We start from the raw sequence: 19258 nt of genomic DNA, 5'->3' as shown, positions 1-19258 counted from the left end.
CTAGGGACGGCCAACTCAGCCACTGTTCAATATCGACCAGGGCATGGCCAATGGCCGGAGAAGGCTGCTCTCAGACGTTCAGAACTGATGCCCAAACGTGCGCGAATGCATGAAGCCGGACATCGAAAGAGCAATGATTGCCACGCCTCGAAGGATCGCGGCTAGACCTAGCGATGTCGAGTTGATAGCCAACAGGTGGTGATTGATTCCCGCAACCGGCACAAGCCTTTGCGGGTATCTCAATGCGTCGAAGGCTTCGCGCCTGTCTCATCGTGGCTTGAGTTGGGCGTGTAGTCTCATTTATTTCACCCCTGTTGCTCACTCGATGTAACGGGATGCTATACATGCGGCTGGGATACGTCCATCGGGACGGCGCCAACGGCTTTTAAGAGATCGACTTACAGTGGGGGGGCGATGAAATTCATCCATGCTGCGGACATCCATCTGGATAGCCCGTTGAACGGGCTTGTCGCCTATCCGGACGCCCCCGCAGAGCAGTTGCGCTGCGCGACGCGCGATGCATTCACCGTCCTAGTAGATCGGGCCATCGAAGAGACGGTGCACTTCATGGTCATCGCGGGCGATCTTTACGATGGCTCCTGGCGCGACTACAACACGGGAATCTTCTTCTGCAAGGAGATGGGCCGCCTCAAGCGCGCAGGTATCCCAGTCTATGTCCTGTTCGGCAACCACGATGCCGAGAGCGAGATGACGCGCAAGCTGGAACTCCCAGACAACGTGCACACCTTCGGCGCCAACAAGTCCCAGACTTTCAAGATCGAAGGTCTGATGGTCGCTCTCCACGGACAGAGCTTCAAACAACGAGACGTTACCTCCAATCTGGTCACGGGATACCCGGCTCCCGCCGCAGATCATTTCAACATCGGAGTGCTGCACACGGCGCTGGAAGGGTAGCTAAGTAGGGACACCCGGCCAGTGCGCATGTTGTACTTCGCAACGTTTGGCAGAGGCAAGATAGTCGCGGGCAATCCTTGCACCGCTCTCTCGATAGCGTGCCTTGTTGGCGCATCCTGGATCATTTCGACTACCGAGAGGTGGATGTAGAACTCGTCGGCGACCTTCTTTCCTGGAGACATCGGGACCTCAACAGTTTCGAGCACAAGCATCACAGACCTTCTGCAGTCAGGTCAAAGGGGCAGTGACTAAAATTCAGCAAGCCAATTTTTTTCGAAGCAACAGCTCCCGTGGGCTTGTCGATGTTTGCCCGTTGCTTTGAACCGACAGGCTGGGGTCATTTTTGGGACACAGAGGTAGCTGAAAACAAACTGAAGGTCGGTGGTTCGAAGATGTTTTTATTGTCAAGTTTTTGTGCAGTAACTCACGCAGTAACTGCTAAAATAGCAACCATGGAACTTGCGGCGTTTAGGGCCTACCGCGAGTCCTTAGATTCCGTCCCAGGCCACCAAACACCTCGCAAAAGCCCATCCAACGAGATGGGCTTTTGCTTTTCCGGGTTGACCTTTTGTGTGGTCGATCCAGGCCGGTTCGGCACCGAACCGGTTCACTGAATCTCAGGATTCGCTGTCGGCAAGACCGACTCCCCGGGCTCCGGCCCACCATCTTGCAAGGACTCCCCCGTGGTCACTGAAACATTTGCGCATGGGCACACCGAACTGGTTGCCCAGTTCGTGAGCCAGCTCACCACCCGCACCCTGAACCGCTTTGCCGAAGAATCCCGCCTGGATGGGGAAAGTCTGAAGGATGCCGTCGACCGCTATGAGATCGACTACGCCTGGCACATCCTGGGCTCGGACCGGATGCGCGAGTCCACTGTGGCGGTGCTGAAGGCCGGGCTCCCGCAATCGGTCACGGACGAACACCGGGACATCGTCGCAGCAATTCTGAGGTCGGCCGCCGAAAAGCTCGCGCCCGATGTGCTGATGAGTTTTGACAACGATGTGCCCGAACAGCTGGGAGGCCTGTTGCAGGCATGGTTCGAGGGCCATCCGGTTCCGGCGGTGGAGGCCGCCTGCTGAACGGTGCGCGCTGATCGGGCTTGGCCGCAACGGTGAGCCTTGGGAACCGACAAGAAAAAACCGGCGCGAGGCCGGTTTTTTTTCATGAGGCATCGGCAGATGCTCAGTTGAACGGACGCGGCTTCGGCGTCTTGTCGGTCGAAGGCGGCATGATCGGCAGCGCGATCTGCGGTTGCTGGCCGGTCAGGGTCTTGAGGAAGGCCACGATCTTGGCGTTTTCGTCCTTGTTGAACTCGCGGCCCAACTGCAGTCGGCCCATCAGGTCCACGGCTTCCGTCATCGTTTCGGCTGCGCCGTCGTGGAAGTAGGGGTAGGTGAGTTCGATGTTGCGCAGCGTTGGCACTTTGAAGTTCAGGCGGTCGGCATCTTTGCCGGTCACGTCCACACGTCCGGCCGCGGTGCTGGCGGTTTTGTAGGGCTGTACCAGACCCATCTTCTGGAACGAGTTGCCGCCCAGGTTGGGACCGTTGTGGCAAGCCACGCAACCGCTGTCCTTGAACAGCTTGTAGCCGGCCAGCTCGTCGGCCGTGATGGCCTTCTTGTCGCCGTCGAGCCACTGGTCAAAGCGCGAGTTCGGCGTCACCAGGGTTTCTTCAAAAGCGGCGATGGCGGTGGTCACCTCGTCGATGGTGAGCTGGTCGGTCTTGAAGACCTGTTTGAACTCATCCACGTAGCCAGGGATGGACCTCAGCGTTTCAATGGCGAGCTCATGCGTGAAGGCCATTTCGCCCGGGTTGGCGATCGGGCCGCCGGCCTGTTCTTTCAGGTCCTTGGCGCGGCCGTCCCAGAACTGCGCGAGGTTCAGTCGCGAGTTCAGCACCGTGGGCGAGTTGATCGGGCCCTGCTGCCAGTTGTGGCCGATGGAGGTCTTCAGGTTGTCGGTGCCGCCCAGGCTCAGGTTGTGGCAGCTGTTGCAGGAGATGAAGCCGGACTTGGACAGACGCGGATCAAAAAACAGTTTTTTGCCCAGTTCAACGGCAGCCGGGTTCACGGACTTGGGGGCGGGCAGGGGCGACACGGGTTCCTTGTCCTGCGCCATGGCGGCGCCGGTGCTCAGGATGGCGGCAGCAGCCACCGCGCGGATGACCCATTGGAATGATGTCTTGGTTTTCATGATGTCGGTACTTTCAAAGTGTCAGAAGTATCACGGCCTGGTGGCGGGTGTCCGTCCGCAGACGCTGGCTTGTGACGGGTTCACTGTATGGGGGTAAACCCCAGCACCCTTTGATACGGATCAACCCGTTTCCCGACCTCAATAGGGTGCGGCTATGTGAGATTTAGCCAGTGGCTATCGGTCGCAGAAAACGCCCGCAGGCGCCGCGGTCAACGCCAGCCGGGCGTTTTTTCCAGTCGGAAGTACAGGCTGGGCTGCCCGGCGAGACGGCCTTCCGCCGGGCGGCGGATGCCGCGCAGGGTGAGGCCGCAGTCCAGGGGGGCGCCGGCCCAGACCGCGTCCATGGTCACGCCGTCGGCAGACTCGTCGAGGTTGAATTCGCCGTCGACCACGTCACCCGACACCAGGGCCTGCGTGTCGTTGCCGTCGGTGGAGCGTTTGAGGTGCCCGCGCACGCTGCCGGGGTACTCGGGATGGCGTTCGAACAGCATGGCGCCACGGGACAGGGGTTCGCTCTCAGAACCCCCCACCGGCCACAGCGTGAGCTGCCACAGTCCGTACAGCTGCGCGGGCACCATGGCGGCCGGCTCCGCGCAGGCGCTGGCGGGTGCCCGGGCCGGCGTCTGCGCAGGGGCGCCGGCCACGGTGGCGGCGGCCAGCAGCCCGGTGGCGATGCGGGCGAGGCCGGTGCGGATGCGGGGTCGGCAGCGGGGCGTCATGGCGTCTCTGCCGCTTTGAGTGCGGCCTGGTCGGTGGCGCGCTGGGCGAACTCGGCACGCAACGCGCGCAGCTTTTCGCGCGGGTCCTCTTTCACCGTGTTCTGGTCCAGCGCCATCTCCTGGATGAAGCGGCTGGCCATGCCGGGCACGCTTTCGCGGCCCTTCTTGCGGCGCTTGAGCCAGCTCACCGCCAGCGTGCGCTGCGCGCGCGTGATGCCCACGTACATCAGGCGGCGCTCTTCCTGCAGGCGCTGCGCCAGGCTTTCGGCGCTGGCGTCGCGGTTATTTTCGTCGTCCATCTTGAACGGCAGCAGGCCCTCGTTCACCCCCACCAGCATCACGTGCGGCCACTCCAGGCCTTTGGATGCGTGCAGGGTGGAGAGCGTCACCACGTTCTGGTCCTTCTCGCGCTCGCTCAGGGTCGAGAGCAGGGCGATGGTCTGAACCACTTCGAGCAGCGTCTTGCGCTCGGTTTCGGTCTGCACGCCGGCCTCGTCCTCGATCTGGCCGCCGCAGCGCCCCGCCACCCAGTCACAGAATTCGACCACGTTGGTCCAGCGCGCGGCCGCCACCTTCTCGTTGTCTTCGCTGTCGTAGAGGTGCTTTTCGTAGGCAATGTCCTTGAGCCACTCGTTCAGAAAGGCGCGGGCGGCCTCGTGACCCACCGTGTGTCTGGCGCGGTACTCCAGGTCGTTCACCGCACGGCCAAACTCGTGCAGCGTCGCCACGGCGCGCGCGGGCAGCGTGGCGCCCAGCGAGTTGGAGAACAGGGCCTCGAACAGGCTGAGCTTGTATTGCGTGGCGAAGTTGCCGAGCTGTTGCAGCGTGGTGTGGCCGATGCCGCGTTTGGGCGTGGTGGCCGAGCGCAAAAACGCCGGGTCGTCGTCGTTGTTCACCAGCAGGCGCAGCCAGGCACAGAGGTCGCGGATCTCGGCCTTGTCAAAAAAGCTCTGGCCACCCGAGACCTTGTACGGGATCTGGGCGCGGCGCAGCGACTGCTCGAACGATCGCGCCATGTGGTTGGCGCGGTAGAGGATGGCGAAGTCGCGCCACTCCTTGTGCGGCGAGATCGTGCGCAGGCTCTGGATGCGCGCCACCGCGCGCTCGGCCTCGTGCTCCTCGTTGTCGGCGTCGACCACGCGCACCGGCTCACCTTCGCCAAGGTCGCTCCACAGCGTCTTGGGGAACAGCTTGGGGTTGGGGCCGATCACGTTGTTGGCCGCGCGCAGGATGGCGCTGGTGGATCGGTAGTTCTGCTCCAGCTTGATGACCTTGAGCTCGGGAAAGTCCTGCGGCAGGCGCTTGAGGTTGTCCAGCGTGGCGCCGCGCCAGCCGTAGATGGACTGGTCGTCGTCGCCCACGGCCGTGAAGCGCGCGCGCTCGCCCACCAGCAGTTTCAGCAGCTCGTACTGCGTGGCGTTGGTGTCCTGGTACTCGTCCACCAGCACGTGGCCCATCTTCTTCTGCCAGCGCTCGCGCACGTCCAGGTGCTCGGTGAGCAGCTTGAGCGGCAGGCTGATCAGGTCGTCGAAGTCCACGCTCTGGTAGGCGGTGAGGCGCTCTTCGTAGCGCGCCATGATGGTCGCGGTGATCCGTTCGTTCTCGTCCTTCGCTGCGGCAAGCGCCTGGCCTGAATTCAGGCCCGCGCTCTTCAGGGCGCTGATCGCCCACTGCCAGCCGCGCGCGGTGTTGGCGTCGGTGGTGCCGCCACAGTCCTTGAGCATGCTGGTGATGTCGTCGGTGTCGAGGATGCTGAAGTTCTTCTTCAGCCCCAGCGCCGCGCCGTCCTCGCGCAGCAGGCGCACGCCCAGCGCGTGGAAGGTGCAGATCAGCACTTTCTTCGCGTCGCGCCCCACCAGCTGCTTGGCGCGCTCGCGCATCTCGGCGGCGGCCTTGTTCGTGAAGGTGATGGCGGCGATGCGGTCGGCCGCGAGGCCGGCGTTGATGAGGCGGCCGATCTTGTGGGTGATCACCCGCGTCTTGCCCGAGCCCGCGCCGGCCAGCACCAGGCAGGGGCCGCCCAGGTGGTTCACGGCTTCGAGTTGGGCCAGGTTCAGGCCGTGGGACATGGGGACTTCATCGCTGGCATTCGGCAAAGCGTCTGATGATACCGGCGGCCCCCCCGCACCCGCTGGCGTGCAGGCCTGGTGTCCGGCTTGCCCGGTGCACCGAGGTGATCCTGAGACAATCGCCCACCGTGCTCAACATCCTGCTCGTCACCTTCCCCTTCTTCGCGCTCGTGCTCGCCGGCTTTCTGGCCGCGCACCGGCGCATGCTGCCGCTGGAGGCGATCCCGGGGTTGAACGGCTTCGTGCTGTATTTCGCTCTGCCCTGCATGCTGTACCGCTTCGGCTCGACCACGCCGATCGCGCAGCTGCTCGATGCTTCGGTGGCGGGTGTCTACCTGCTGTGCGCGCTGATCATGGTGGCGTTTGCCATCGTCATGACCATGAACAGCCGCATCCGCTGGAACGATGCGTCCATGGGCGCGCTGGTGGCGGCGTTCCCCAACACCGGCTTCATGGGCGTGCCGCTGCTCGCCGCGCTGCTCGGGCCGCAAAGCGTGGGGCCGGTGATCGTGCTGATCGTGGTGGACATGGTGATCACCAGCTCGCTGTGCATCGCGCTCTCGCGGCTGGATGAGGGCGAGGGCCATGGCGCCGAAGCCATGCTGGACGCCGCGAAAAAGGCGCTGCGCGGGGTGGTGGTCAATCCCATGCCCTGGGCCATCATCCTGGGCGGCGTGGCCTCGGCGCTGCAGTTCACCCTGCCCGGACCGGTGGAAAAAACCGTCTGGCTGCTGGCCGATGCGGCCTCGCCGGTCGCGCTGTTCACCATCGGCGCGGTGCTGGCGCGTTCGCAGATCCAGTCCAGCCACCCCATGCCCACCAGCGACTACCTGCCGGTGGCGATCATGAAGCTGCTGCTGCACCCGCTGCTGGTGCTGGCGGTCGGCACGGCGGCGATCCAGCTCGGCGTGCCACTGACGCCGTTTGCGCTCACGGTGATGGTGCTGGTGGCGGCCCTGCCCAGCGCCAGCAACGTGTCGCTGCTGGCCGAGCGCTTTGGCGCCGACAACGGGCGCATCGCCCGCATCATTCTGGTGACCACCGCGGCCGCCTTCCTCACGTTCTCGGGCGCGGTCGCGCTGATGACCTGATCTATAGTTATTGACTATTCATTGTCTAGTAACAATCAGGTTGTCAAATCAAAGAGCGGACACTACAGTGGGGCCTCGATCACCCGCTGGAACACTGCCATGATCCGCTCCGACCACCTTGCCCGCTGTGTGGCCGACGGTGCGGAGCGTTTCGCCGCACCGGCCCTCGCCCACTGAACGAGCCCGTTCATCCCACTGGAGACTCCCCATGAGCAACCCATCCGAAGCCCGATGCCCCTTCCACGCCGCGGCCGGCGCGCGCGCCACGCAAGGCGCGCAGTCCAACGCCGACTGGTGGCCGAACCAGCTGAACCTGGGCATCCTGCACCAGCACGCCCCGGCCTCCAACCCGATGGACCCGGACTTCGACTACGCCGAGGCCTTCAAGCAGCTCGACTTTCCCGCGCTCAAGAATGACCTGGTCGCGCTGATGACGGACTCGCAGGACTGGTGGCCGGCCGACTGGGGCCACTACGGTGGCCTGTTCATCCGCATGGCCTGGCACAGCGCCGGCACCTACCGCACGGCCGACGGCCGCGGCGGCGCGGGCACCGGCAACCAGCGCTTCGCCCCGGTCAACAGCTGGCCCGACAACGGCAACCTCGACAAGGCGCGCCGCCTGCTCTGGCCGATCAAGCAGAAATACGGCAACGCCATCTCCTGGGCCGACCTGATCATCCTGGCTGGCAACGTGGCCATGGAGTCCATGGGCTTCAAGACCTTCGGCTTTGGCGGCGGGCGCGCCGACATCTGGCAGCCCGAAGAAGACATCTACTGGGGCGCCGAACACGAATGGCTTGCCACCAGCGACAAGGCCAACAGCCGCTACAGCGGCGACCGTGATCTGGAGAACCCGCTGGCCGCCGTGCAGATGGGCCTGATTTATGTGAATCCCGAAGGCCCGGACGGCAACCCCGATCCGGTGCTCTCCGGCCGCGACGTGCGCGAGACCTTCAAACGCATGGCCATGAACGATTACGAAACCGTCGCGCTCACCGCCGGCGGCCACACCTTCGGCAAGGCACACGGCGCGGGCGACCCGGCGCTGGTGGGCCCCGCTCCCGAGGCCGCGCCCATCGAAGAAATGGGTTTCGGCTGGATCAACCAGTTCGGCAGCGGCAAGGGCGGTGACACCACCACCAGCGGCATCGAAGGCGCGTGGAAACCCAATCCGACGACGTGGGACATGGGCTACTTCAAGGTGCTGTTCAAGTACGAGTGGGAACTGGTCAAGAGCCCGTCGGGCTCGCACCAGTGGCGCGCCAGGGACGTGGAAGACGAAGACATGATCGTGGACGCCCACGACCCGTCGAAGAAGCACGCGCCCATGATGACCACGGCCGACATGTCGCTGCGTTTTGATCCGGCCTACGAAAAGATCTCGCGCCACTTCGCGGCCCACCCGGACGAGTTCGCCGACGCCTACGCCCGCGCCTGGTTCAAGCTGACCCACCGCGACATGGGCCCGAAAAACCTGTACCTCGGCCCCGAAGTGCCGGCCGAAGACCTGATCTGGCAGGACCCGGTGCCCGCGGTGGACCACCCGCTGATCGACGCCCAGGACGTGGCCGAACTCAAGGCCCGCGTGCTGGCCAGCGGCCTGAGCGTGAGCGAACTGGTCTCCACGGCCTGGGCCTCGGCGTCCAGCTTCCGCGGCTCCGACAAACGCGGCGGCGCCAACGGTGCGCGCATCCGCCTGGCGCCGCAGAAAGACTGGGAGGCCAACCAGCCGGCGCAGCTGGCCAAGGTGCTGGCCGTGCTCGAAGGCATCCAGGCCACCTTCAACAGCGCGCAGACCGGCGGCAAGCAGGTGTCCATGGCCGACCTCATCGTGCTGGCCGGTGCCGCCGCGGTGGAAGCCGCCGCCAGGGCCGCGGGCCAGGTCGTCGACGTGCCCTTCACCCCGGGCCGCACCGACGCCTCGCAAGCCCAGACCGACGTGGAATCGTTCAGCGTGATGGAGCCCGAGGGTGATGGCTTCCGCAACTTCCAGAAGAAGGCCTACAGCGTGGCGCCCGAAGAAATGCTGCTCGACAAGGCGCAGCTGCTCACACTCAGCGCACCGGAGATGACGGTGCTGGTCGGCGGCCTGCGCGTGCTCGGCGCCAACCACGGCGGCAGCCAGGCGGGCGTGTTCACCCAGCGCCCTGGCCAGCTCAGCAACGACTTCTTCGTCAACCTGGTGGACATGTCCACCGCGTGGAAGCCCAGCGGCGACAACGCCTACGAGGGCCGTGACCGCCAGACCGGCGCCGTGAAGTGGACGGCCACCCGTGTGGACCTGGTCTTCGGTTCCAACTCGCAGCTGCGGGCAATTGCAGAGGTTTACGCGCAGAACGACGGTGGCCAGAAGTTCGTCAAAGACTTCGTCGCCGCCTGGAGCAAGGTCATGAACCTCGACCGCTTTGACCTGAAGAAGTGATGCATTGATCCGGCAGCTTGTCTTGCCCCGGCCCCCGCAGCTTCGGCTACGGGGGCTTTTTTGGGTCGGTGCGAAGATCAGGGCTTTCCACCCGACCCCCTCCGCATGGCCCTGACCCTTCTGCTGGCCCGCCACGGCCAGACCGACCTCAACACCGACGAACGCTGGCAGGGTCGGCTCGACCTGCCGCTCAACGCCACCGGTCTGGCCCAGGCGGAGCAGCTTGCGCGGTCCCTGCCCGGTGGCATCGACGCCCTGGTGGTCTCGCCCATGCTGCGGGCGCGCCAGACGGCCGAACCGGTGGCGCTCGCGCGCGGGCTGGTGCCACGTCTGGACGCCGACTTCCGCGAGCGCGATTTCGGCCTATTCGAAGGCCTCACCGCCGACGAAGCCGCGCAGCAGTTCCCCGAACTCGCCGCGCGCAACGTGGCCTATCGCTGGGACGAAGAACCCCCCGGTGCCGAAGCCACCCGCGCGGTGGTGGACCGGGTCAAGCGCGGGCTGCAACTGCTGCGCGCGATGCACGACGGCCAGACCGTGTTGCTGGTGTCGCACGGCTTCGTGGTGCGCTGCCTGCGTTACCTGATCGACGGTCTGAGCGATGCGGCCTTTTTTGAAGCCGAGCGCATCCCGAACGGCGTCTTCCTGACGCGACAGCTGCCCTGAGCCCTACGGGCCCGCGTCCAGCAGCAGCTTGGCCAGCACGGCGGGTATCTTTTTCGGCGCCAGGATGCGCAGCTGCTTGTTGATGTTGAAGCGGCCGAACACCACGGTGATGGCCTTGGCCGGCACGTCGAACTCTTCGGCGAGGAACTTCACCATGTGATCGGTGGCCTTGCCCGCCACCGGCGTGGCCGTCACGCTCACCTTGAGCTGGTGGCCCTTGGTCTTGCCGATCGCGTCGCGTTTGGCCGCCGGCGTGCCCAGGATGTTGACCACCAGCGTGTCGCCGTCCCATGCGCAGGGCGTGTTCATCTTCATCCGTGGCGCGGTTGACGGCTCTTCGTCCTCGACATCGTCAAGCGATTGCACCGGAGGTTTGGCTTTGGATTTGCGCGCCATGGTGCGGCCTTATATGGTGAGCGGGTCCACGTCCACCGCCCAGCGCACCAGCCCCTTGGCCTCGGGCGCGCTGCGGCAGGCGTGCAGCACCGGTTGCCACGCCGACAGAAAACGCTGCAGCGCGCCGCGCGAATGGGTCTCCACCAGCATCTGCGCGCGCTCCACGTTGGCCACACGCTGGATCGTCAGTGGCACGGCAGGGTAGAGTGTGATGTCGTCGCGGTGCGGCAGGCCGGCGGCCTGCCCGCCGGCGATGTTCAGGAACGCCTGCGCCGCCTGCTGCGTGCGCGCGTCGGCGCGCAGCAGCGCCTGAAAACCGTAGGGCGGCATGCCGGCTTGCTCACGTTCGGTCAGCTGCTCGGCGGCGAAAGTCGGGTAGTCGTGTTTTTTCAGTGTGGCAAACAGCGGGTGCTGCGGGTACCAGGTCTGCACCCACATCTCGCTCGCGCCACTCTGCGCCGCGTCGCGCCCGGCGCGGCCCGCCGCCTGCATCAGCAGGGCAAACAGGCGCTCGGGTGCACGGTAGTCGCTGGCGAACAGGGCCGAGTCGGCGTTGATGCCGGCCACCAGCGTGATGCGGCGGAAATCGTGGCCCTTGGCGATCATCTGCGTGCCCACCAGCACATCCACCTCGCCGCTGTGCAGCGCGGCGAGCTGCTGCTCCAGGCTGCCCTTGAGCCGGGTCGAGTCGGCGTCCATGCGCGCCACGCGCGCGGGGCTGCCGTCGGGCCGTTTCACGTCGGCCAGCAGGGTGGCGAGCTGTTCTTCCACCTGCTCGGTGCCGCGGCCCACCGGTGCGATGTCGAGGTTGCCGCAGTCCGGACAGGCTCGCGGCACGCGCTCGGTGAAGCCGCAGTGGTGGCAGCGCAGGGTGCGGTCGAGTTTGTGGAACACGCGGTAGGCGCTGCAGTGCGGGCAGCCGCTCTTCCAGCCGCAGTCGTGGCAGGCCAGCACCGGCGCGTAGCCGCGGCGGTTCAGCAACACCAGGCACTGCTCGCCGCGTTCAATGCGCTCGCTCATGGCCGCCAGCAGCGGGGGCGCCAGCACGGCGCCCTTGGGCTGGTGGTTCATGTCCACCAGGCGCAGGCGCGGCAGCGCCCCGCCGCCGATGCGCCCCGGCATGGTCAGCCGCACATAACGCCCCTGGTCCGCCGCGTGCCAGCTCTCCAGCGAAGGCGTGGCCGAGCCCAGCAGCACCTGGCAGCGCGGCATGGCCACAGTGCGAAGCGCCGCTGTCCCAGCCGCCAGCGCCTCGCTCTCCACCTTCGCCCGGTACACCGCCAGATCCCGCGCCGAATAGCGCGCACCCTCCTGACTCTTGTAGCTCGGGTCGTGTTCTTCATCCACCACGATCAGCCGCAGCCCCGGCAGGCTCGCAAAGATCGCCATGCGTGTGCCCAGCACGATGCGCGCGCTGCCCGTGTGCGCCGCCAGCCAGCTGTTCAAACGCTGTGCCGGTGTCATGCCGCTGTGCAGGCAGACCACCGAGCCGGCGCCGAATCCGGGCTCGAAACGCTCGCGAAAACGCGCTTCCAGCTGGGGTGTGAGGTTGATTTCGGGCACCATCACCAGCACCTGGGTGGGGCTTTCGCCGTCAGAGACCGTGGTTTCCAGCACCGCCTGTGTGGCGCGCAGGTACACCTCGGTCTTGCCGCTGCCGGTGGCTCCAAACAGCAGCACCGGGGTGCTGGCAGCGGCCAGGGCCTGCAGCGCCTCGGCCTGCTCGTCGCTCAGGTCGTGTCCGCTCAGTTCGCCCGGGGTGGCCGGTCCGGCCGCTCCCGCCTTGGCGCGCTTTTTGAGCCGGCGGGCCAGTTGGGTGCTGTCGAGCCCGCGCAGCTGCGGCGGCAGCGCGGCCAGTGCCACCTCGCCCAGGCTGCGCTGGTAATACTGGGCGCTGAATTTCACCAGTTGGCGCCAGCACGCATTCAGCGGCGGCAGGCCGTCCAGCACGCCCGCGACCGCTTTGGTCCGGGCTTCGGTCAGGCCTTCGGGTGGTGCGTCCGGGCAGTCCCAGACCACGCCCAGCACCTCGCGCGACCCCAGCGGCACACGCACCAGCACCCCCGGCGCGAGCGACAACTCACTTCGGTACGTGAGCGTCGCCCCCACGCCGCTGTGGGCCGGGGTGGCAACAACGATGCTGGGCCAGAAAGCCATGGTTAGCGGAGTTTCCTCAGTTCAACTGTCGGAAAGCGATGCAAGTCTTTGATTTACCGGGGCTTATCCGACTATCCAGACTTTCTGTGGATAACTTTGTTGATAGGTGCATTTTGCGGGCCGGGAAGCCTTGTAAATCAAGGGCTTGCTTAAACTGCCCGGAAAAAAAGCAGAAATCAAAAGTCAATCAAATCAACAACTTGCGAGAGTTGGCTTGCGCCGAACCGATTCATAAGCGCCGAAAAATTGTTGCGGCGCCGCAGCACAAGATTTGTGCATAAGTGAGATGTGTCAAGTCGTTTTTTCCCGGGCTTTTGTGCTATGGGCTTGTCGCAGGCTGGGGTTTTGACCCCCATGCAGCGGTCTGGGACCGCCCGGCCGGTCTGGCCAGGGCCGCGGTCAACCTTGCGCGCGCAGGCGTTTCGAGTGCGTGTGCACCGCGTCCACCAGCACCTTCACGCTCTCCGGCGGGGTGTACTGGCTGATGCCGTGGCCCAGGTTGAAGATGTGCGTGGGCCCGGTGCCGGCGCCTTGGTGGGGTTTGCCAAAACTCTCCAGCACGGCCGCCACTTCACGGTCGATCGCCTCGGGCGGCGCGAACAGCACGTTCGGGTCGATGTTGCCTTGCAGGGCTTTGGTGTCGCCCACCGCGGCGCGTGCCTTGGCCAGGTTCACCGTCCAGTCCAGGCCCAGGGCTTCGCAGTCCAGGCCCTTCATGTCGTCCAGCCACAGGCCACCGCCCTTGGTGAAGACGATGCGCGGAATGGTGGCGCCCCCGTGTTCGCGCTTGAGCTGCGCGAGCACGCGCTTGGTGTAGGCCAGCGAAAAGTCCTGGAACTTGCCGTCGGCCAGCACGCCGCCCCAGCTGTCAAAGATCATCACCGCCTGCGCGCCGGCCTCGATCTGGGCGTTGAGGTACGTTGCCACCGAGTCCGCGTTGATCGCGAGGATGCGATGCATCAGGTCCGGGCGGCTGTACATCAGCGATTTCACCGCGCGGTAGTCGTCCGAGCCACCGCCCTCCACCATGTAGCAGGCCAGCGTCCAGGGGCTGCCCGAAAAGCCGATCAGCGGCACGCGGCCGTTGAGCGCCTTGCGGATGCTGGTCACGGCGTCAAACACGTAGCGCAGCTTCTCCATGTCCGGCACGGCCAGCGTGGCCACGTCGGCCTCGGTGCGCACCGTCTTCGCAAACTTCGGGCCCTCGCCCTGCTGGAAGCTGAGGCCCAGACCCATGGCGTCGGGCACGGTCAGGATGTCGCTGAACAAAATCGCCGCGTCCAGCGCATACCGCTCCAGCGGCTGCAGCGTCACCTCGGTCGCATAGTCCACGTTCGTCGCCAGCCCCATGAAGCTGCCCGCCCGGGCGCGCGTGGCGCAGTACTCGGGCAGGTAGCGGCCGGCCTGGCGCATCAGCCACACCGGCGTGTGGTCGGTCGATTGGCGCAGGCAGGCGCGCAGGAAGGTGTCGTTCTGCAGGGGGGCGTAGCTCATGGGGGTGTCCGGTGCGGTCGTCGATAGAAAGCTGGGATTATCCCGCGCGGCGTTGACGCATGAGCAGCGCATCCGCGGCGCCGATCGCGGGATGGATTCGGCCATCAGCGAGCACCGAAGTCGACCTTGGCGCCTGAACCATCACGTCATCGAAACGGTACCGGCCAGGCACTGGGCTCGCACAGTGCTCACTTTCACCGTCCGCGGGCAGCTCATCCTTCGGCAGAACTGTCAAAAAGTGGCGTAAGTCTTTGATTTGACTTGGCTTCTGCCGATGCCCCATCTTTCTGTGGATAACTTTGTTGATAGCGCCTGTGTACCTACCGGGAGGCCTTGTAAATCAAGGGTTTTCTTGAACTGCCCAGAAAAAGGGCAAAAATAAAAAGTCAATGAAATCAAAGACTTGAGGATGTGGCCGGCCGGTGAGGTGTGTTTTGATTCCCTGCGATGTCCTGGCGGGTCGCTGCACAGGATTTGTGCATAAGTGACGGCTGTCAAGCGTTTGTTTCTGACGGGCTTGTGCCGCGGACCTCCCGGTGTCTTGCCTCAAGACGCCGCGACCCTTCAGGTCTTGTACTTCACGCTGCAGCCGTAAGCCTGGCTGGTCGCCACGCTCACCGGTTTGCCCGCCAGCAGTTCGGTCAGGCCCTGGCGCACGTGGTTGGTGGCTTTTTCGATGTCGGCCACGCGGGCGGTGGGGATGCTGTCGATGGCGCCCGCGTAGGCCAGCAGGCCCTGGCCGTTGACGATGTACATGTGGGGGGTGACGCGGGCGCCGTAGGCCTTGCCGACGTTGCCGTCTTCGTCCATCAGCGTGGCGCTGGGGCTGGCGCCTTTCTCGGTCATCCAGCGCGCGAGCTGCGGCGGGCTGAGGTAGTCGCCGCTGGCCTCTTCGGTGGAGTTGATCGCCAGCCAGACCACGCCCTGATGGGTGAAGTCTTTCTGCAGCGCCTGCATGTTGCCCTGGTAGTGCTTGCGCACGAAGGGGCAGCCGGGGTTGTTCCACTCCAGCACCACCAGCTTGCCCTTGAATTGCGAGAGCTTGACGGGTTTGCCCGCCGTGTCGCTCAGCGTGAAATCGGGCGCGGGCTGGCCGACGCTGGCGGCGGCGTGGGCCGCACGGGGCAGCAGGCCGGCTGGCAGGGCGAGCACGCCCAAACCGGTGGCGCCCAGGGTGTTGAAGTGGCGTCGTTGCATCATGGTCTGGCTCCGTTGGACAACAGAAGAACTACGACACGGGCACGGCGCTTTGGTTCAAGGCACCCGCGGAACCGGCTCCGCCGGGCCGCCAGGTGCGCCCCCCGGGGGGTGACGCCGCAGGCGGCGCGGGGGGATTACAACCCGGCAATCACCGCGCGGACCTCGTCCACGCCCAGCACCTCGGACAGCACCTGCGGCGCCTGTCCGTTCTTGTGAATCGCATACACCGGCACGCCGTTGCGGCCCAGGCTGGCCAGCGCGGCGGTGACGGCGGGGTCGCGTCGGGTCCAGTCGGCGCGCAGCAGGGCCACGTTTTTGGCGGCGATGTCGCCCAGCACATCGGCGTTGGCGAGCGTGGTGCGCTTGTTGTACTGGCAGGTCACGCACCAGGCGGCGGTGAAGTCGATGAACACCGGGCGGCCCTCGGCCAGCAGGGCGGCCTGGCGCTCGGGGCTCCAGGGCTGCCAGCTCACGCCCTGCACGGCGGTGGCGACTTCGGCGCCGGGGCTGGCGTCCTGCATCCGCGTCACGTTGGGGCCAACCGCCCAGCCCAGCCACAGCAGACCGACGAGCGAGAACCCGGCCAGCACGGTGCGGCTCTTGCCACGCAGGCCGAGCGTCCACACCAGCAGCGCCAGCACCACCAGCAGCATCAGCAGGGCCGCGGCGCCGTCGATACCGCTCTGCTGGCCCAGCACCCATAGCAGCCAGACCACGGTGGCGAACATGGGGAAGGCCATGCCACGGCGGAAGGTGTCCATCCAGGCGCCGGGGCGCGGCAACGCGCGTGCCACGGCCGGCCACCAGCTGGCCACCAGATAGGGCAACGCCATGCCCAGACCGAGCATGCCGAACACGGCCAGCGCCTGCACCGTGGGCAGGGCGATGGCCAGGCCCAGCGAGGCGCCCATGAACGGCGCGGTGCAGGGCGAGGCGATGGCGGTGGCGAGCACGCCGGTCAGGAAGGCATCGAGCGTGGGGTTTTGGGCCTGCAGGCTGGCCACGCGGCTGGGCAGCACGCTGCCAAATTCGAACAGGCCGGCGAGGTTGAGGCCAATCAGCGTGAACAGCACGGCCAGCCCGGCCACCACGCCGGGGCTTTGCAGCTGGAAGCCCCAGCCGAGCTGCTCGCCCGCGGCGCGCAGGCCCAGCAGCAGGCCGCCGAGCGCCAGGAAGGAGAGCACCACACCGGCGGTGTAGGCCAGGCCGTTGGCGCGGTGGGCGCTGCGGTCCCCAGCGTGTTTGGCAAACGCCAGCACCTTGATGGCGAGCACCGGGAACACGCAAGGCATGAGGTTGAGGATCACACCGCCCAAAAGGGCGCCGATCAGGGCGGCCCAGAGCGTGATCGGTGCGCCCGTCGGGCCTGCCGGGGCCGCGGCGCGCGCGGCATTGGCGTCAAGCGCGGCCTGCAGCGCATCGGGTACGGCCACCGGCAGGGCCGCGGCGGCGGGCCAGTCGCCTTGCACCGGCACGGTCAGGCGCACGCCGGCACTGCCCGCGCCTTCGCCGGGCGGGTTGGCCTGGGCCACCACCAGGGCGAGCTGGGCCGGGCTGTCGCTGCGCTGCGGTGAAAGGGGCACGCGGGCGGTCCAGCGTGCGCCGTCCCAGGCCTGGGTCCAGGCGGCGCCGGGTTCGATCAGGCCGGTGGCTTCGGGGAAAAACTCCAGTTTTTGCCCCTGCCAGGCCGCGGGCAGGCCGGCGAGCGAGGCGTTCAGAAAGCCGGGTTCGGGCGCCAGCGCGCTGTCGGCGGCGGGCTGGTCTTTCGGGCCGGCGGCCAGCGCGGCCTCGAACGCCAGGCCGTTCAGCGCGGTCGAGCCTTGCACGGGGATGCGCAGCGTGAAGTTGCCTTCTTCGGGAATGCATTCCTGGCGGCAGGCGAGCCAGGCGGCGTAGAGCTGCACGTCCACATGGCTGCCCTTGAAGCCGGGCGCCACGGTCAGCGGCACCGGCAGCAGCACGGTGCCGTCGTAGCCGTAATTGGCCAGTGTGCCAAGCGGGAACTTGCGCGGCGTGGGCCAGGCGATGTCACCGGCCGTCACGCCCTCGGGCAGGGTCCACTGCAGCTCGGTGGGCAGGCCGGAGTCGCCGGAGTTCTTCCAGTAGGTGTGCCACTCTGGGGTGTGCGTGAGCTGCAGGCCGACCCAGAGCTTTTGCCCGGGCGCAGCGCCTTCGGGCGCGTGGGCCAGCAGCTCGCCCTGCACCATCTGGGGCAGGGTCTGGCTGGTGGCGCCACCGAGGATGCCCTGCGCCTGCACGGCGAGAGGCAGCAGCAAAGCCAGCGACAAGGCCGGAAGCCGGCGCTGGACAGAGCGGACGGCACATGAAAGCAGTTTCTGGAGCATCGGGAGCGGGTTTTGGGGGGTCGTCGCAGCGGTGGGCGGGCGGTGCCAGTGAAGTATGAGGGCGCTACCGGCTTCAAGTTCCTGGGACCCGGCGCGTCCGGGATGGGACCGAATATAAGTCAGTGCTGTTGGTTTGTCAGGGTCAAGTCTGGTGGCTTCATGCAGGCCGTCTATCGGAATCATTGAACGGTTGGGGTGGTCAGAGGGTTCACAGAACCAGAAGCTTTATGTAAAAACCGAATCCTGGACGGATCTGCATGGAGGCTTGTGCATGGGATCGATCGTCGAACGCGCCTTGCTGCCGTGGGCGCAGCGGATGAAGAACCAGGTGAACCTGCCGGTGCGCCTGAGCTGGGGCGCGGGTGGCGGCGCTTCGCTGGCCTTGGGCGACTTCGAGCAGCCGATGGTGGAGATCCGCGTGCGCGACCCGTCGGCGCTGCCGCTGCTGATCGATCCGGGGCTGGACACGCTGGGCCAGGCCTATGTGGAGGGGCTGGTGGATGTGGACGGTTCGGTGGCCGACATCCTGGCCGTGGCGCACCGGCTGGCCGAGTCGGCCCAGCCCGAAGCCGGCTTGCTCGGGCGCATCCGCCGACGCTTTGGCCACACGCGCGAGAGCGACAGCGAGGCGATCCAGTACCACTACGACGTGTCGAACGCGTTCTACGCCCAGTGGCTGGGCGAGGGCATGGTGTATTCCTGCGCCTACTTCGAACACGGTGACGAAACGCTGGACGAAGCGCAGTTGAAGAAGATCGACCACATCCTGCGCAAGATCCGCCTGCAGCCGGGACAGCGCCTGCTCGACATCGGCTGCGGCTGGGGCGCGCTGGTGCTGCGCGCGGCGCAGCAGTATGGCGCGCAGTGCGTGGGCGTGACGCTGTCGAAAAACCAGTACGAGCTGGCGCGCGAGCGGGTGCACGCGGCGGGGCTGCAGGACCGCATTCAGATCCGCTTGCAGGACTACCGCGATGTGAGCGACGGCCCGTTCGACCGCATCACCAGCGTGGGCATGTTCGAACACGTGGGACTGGACCACCTGGCGAGCTACTTTGGCCACATCCGCCGCCTGCTCAAGCCCGATGGCTGGGTGATGAACCACGGCATCACCAGCACCGACGCCTGCGACGGCGAAACGCGCCACGGCGGCGGCCATTTCATCGACCGCTATGTGTTTCCGCGCGGCGAGCTGCCGCACATCGGCACCGTGTTGCGCACGCTGCAGGAAGGGGGGCTCGAAGCCTTCGACGTGGAGAACCTGCGCCGCCACTACCAGCGCACCACCCAGCTCTGGAGCGAAGCCTTTGAGGCCAACACCGGGTGCATCAAACCGCTGCTGGACGAGAAGCGCTGGCGCATCTGGCGCATTTACCTCGCGGGCTGCGCGCTGGCGTTCGAGAACGACGAGGTGGCGCTCTACCAGGTGCTGTGCCGGCCGGCCGGGCAGGGCACGGCGGGGCTGCCGTGGTCGCGGAGCTGGATGTACCGAGAGTCCCCCCCCACACGCCAACGCTGACACGCGTCGCGCGAAACGGTCCATCCCGAAGACACCGAGGAACCGGCTTTTCCGGGCCTCAGGTGTCGCCCC

At 66.2% G+C, this 19258-nt stretch carries 13 protein-coding genes and 1 pseudogene; 6 read left to right on the top strand and 8 right to left on the bottom strand.

All coding sequences use genetic code 11. The features are described from left to right. Positions 1–414: 414 nt before the first annotated feature. Together AC0GNO_RS21425 and AC0GNO_RS21420 are read left to right on the top strand one after the other, a co-directional pair. A pseudogene (locus AC0GNO_RS21425) lies at positions 415–912 on the top strand (metallophosphoesterase family protein); the annotation flags it as partial. Positions 913–1598: 686 nt separating this feature from the next. Next, the gene (locus AC0GNO_RS21420; protein WP_472890015.1) at positions 1599–1997 is read left to right on the top strand and encodes a hypothetical protein; all 399 of its coding nucleotides are present in this window, start codon (positions 1599–1601) and stop codon (positions 1995–1997) included. 103 nt (positions 1998–2100) lie between these two features. Here the strand turns inward: AC0GNO_RS21420 and AC0GNO_RS21415 are convergent, their stop codons facing one another. The 3 genes from AC0GNO_RS21415 to AC0GNO_RS21405 all read right to left on the bottom strand — a co-directional run bounded on the left by AC0GNO_RS21415 (position 2101) and on the right by AC0GNO_RS21405 (position 5899). After that, entirely contained in the window at positions 2101–3111 is a 1011-nt protein-coding gene (locus tag AC0GNO_RS21415; RefSeq protein ID WP_472905438.1) for a cytochrome-c peroxidase, read from the bottom strand. Positions 3112–3320: 209 nt separating this feature from the next. Further along, positions 3321–3830 (bottom strand): hypothetical protein, encoded by a 510-nt coding sequence (locus tag AC0GNO_RS21410; RefSeq protein WP_472905437.1) that lies wholly within the window; start codon positions 3828–3830, stop codon positions 3321–3323. Next, positions 3827–5899: an ATP-dependent helicase gene (locus AC0GNO_RS21405; protein WP_472905436.1), complete on the bottom strand. Its 2073-nt coding sequence runs from the start codon at positions 5897–5899 to the stop codon at positions 3827–3829. The genes AC0GNO_RS21410 and AC0GNO_RS21405 overlap by 4 nt, the downstream gene beginning before the upstream one ends. 128 nt (positions 5900–6027) lie before the next feature. On the opposite strand from AC0GNO_RS21405, the gene AC0GNO_RS21400 reads away from it, so the two are divergent. The 3 genes from AC0GNO_RS21400 to AC0GNO_RS21390 all read left to right on the top strand — a co-directional run bounded on the left by AC0GNO_RS21400 (position 6028) and on the right by AC0GNO_RS21390 (position 10078). Continuing rightward, positions 6028–6990 carry an AEC family transporter gene (locus AC0GNO_RS21400; protein WP_472905451.1) on the top strand — a complete coding sequence of 321 codons (963 nt, stop codon included), beginning with the start codon at positions 6028–6030 and terminating at the stop codon, positions 6988–6990. 208 nt (positions 6991–7198) lie between these two features. After that, on the top strand, positions 7199–9412 hold the full coding sequence (katG, locus tag AC0GNO_RS21395) for a catalase/peroxidase HPI (RefSeq protein ID WP_472905435.1): 2214 nt from the start codon (positions 7199–7201) through the stop codon (positions 9410–9412). Positions 9413–9517: 105 nt separating this feature from the next. Then, positions 9518–10078 (top strand): histidine phosphatase family protein, encoded by a 561-nt coding sequence (locus AC0GNO_RS21390; protein WP_472905434.1) that lies wholly within the window; start codon positions 9518–9520, stop codon positions 10076–10078. Positions 10079–10081: 3 nt separating this feature from the next. Here AC0GNO_RS21390 and AC0GNO_RS21385 read toward each other — a convergent pair whose 3' ends face one another. From AC0GNO_RS21385 to AC0GNO_RS21365, 5 genes are all read right to left on the bottom strand, one after another. After that, positions 10082–10393, bottom strand: coding sequence for a DUF167 domain-containing protein (locus AC0GNO_RS21385; protein ID WP_472905450.1), 312 nt, complete (start codon positions 10391–10393; stop codon positions 10082–10084). A gap of 90 nt (positions 10394–10483) precedes the next feature. Further along, positions 10484–12631 carry a replication restart helicase PriA gene (priA, locus tag AC0GNO_RS21380; RefSeq protein WP_472905433.1) on the bottom strand — a complete coding sequence of 716 codons (2148 nt, stop codon included), beginning with the start codon at positions 12629–12631 and terminating at the stop codon, positions 10484–10486. A gap of 399 nt (positions 12632–13030) precedes the next feature. Then, complete coding sequence (hemE, locus tag AC0GNO_RS21375) at positions 13031–14125, bottom strand: uroporphyrinogen decarboxylase (protein WP_472905432.1); 1095 nt, start codon at positions 14123–14125, stop codon at positions 13031–13033. 564 nt (positions 14126–14689) lie between these two features. Then, positions 14690–15322, bottom strand: coding sequence for a thioredoxin family protein (locus tag AC0GNO_RS21370; RefSeq protein ID WP_472905449.1), 633 nt, complete (start codon positions 15320–15322; stop codon positions 14690–14692). A gap of 137 nt (positions 15323–15459) precedes the next feature. Beyond that, positions 15460–17670, bottom strand: a complete 2211-nt coding sequence (locus AC0GNO_RS21365; RefSeq protein WP_472905431.1) for a protein-disulfide reductase DsbD family protein — start codon at positions 17668–17670, stop codon at positions 15460–15462. Between the two features lie 271 nt (positions 17671–17941). On the opposite strand from AC0GNO_RS21365, the gene AC0GNO_RS21360 reads away from it, so the two are divergent. Beyond that, positions 17942–19186, top strand: coding sequence for a class I SAM-dependent methyltransferase (locus AC0GNO_RS21360; protein ID WP_472905430.1), 1245 nt, complete (start codon positions 17942–17944; stop codon positions 19184–19186). Positions 19187–19258 lie beyond the last annotated feature (72 nt).

The organism is Hydrogenophaga sp. L310, assembly GCF_055703065.1.
Note: the sequence above shows the minus strand (reverse complement) of the source record. Positions and strands in the feature narration are given on the sequence as shown.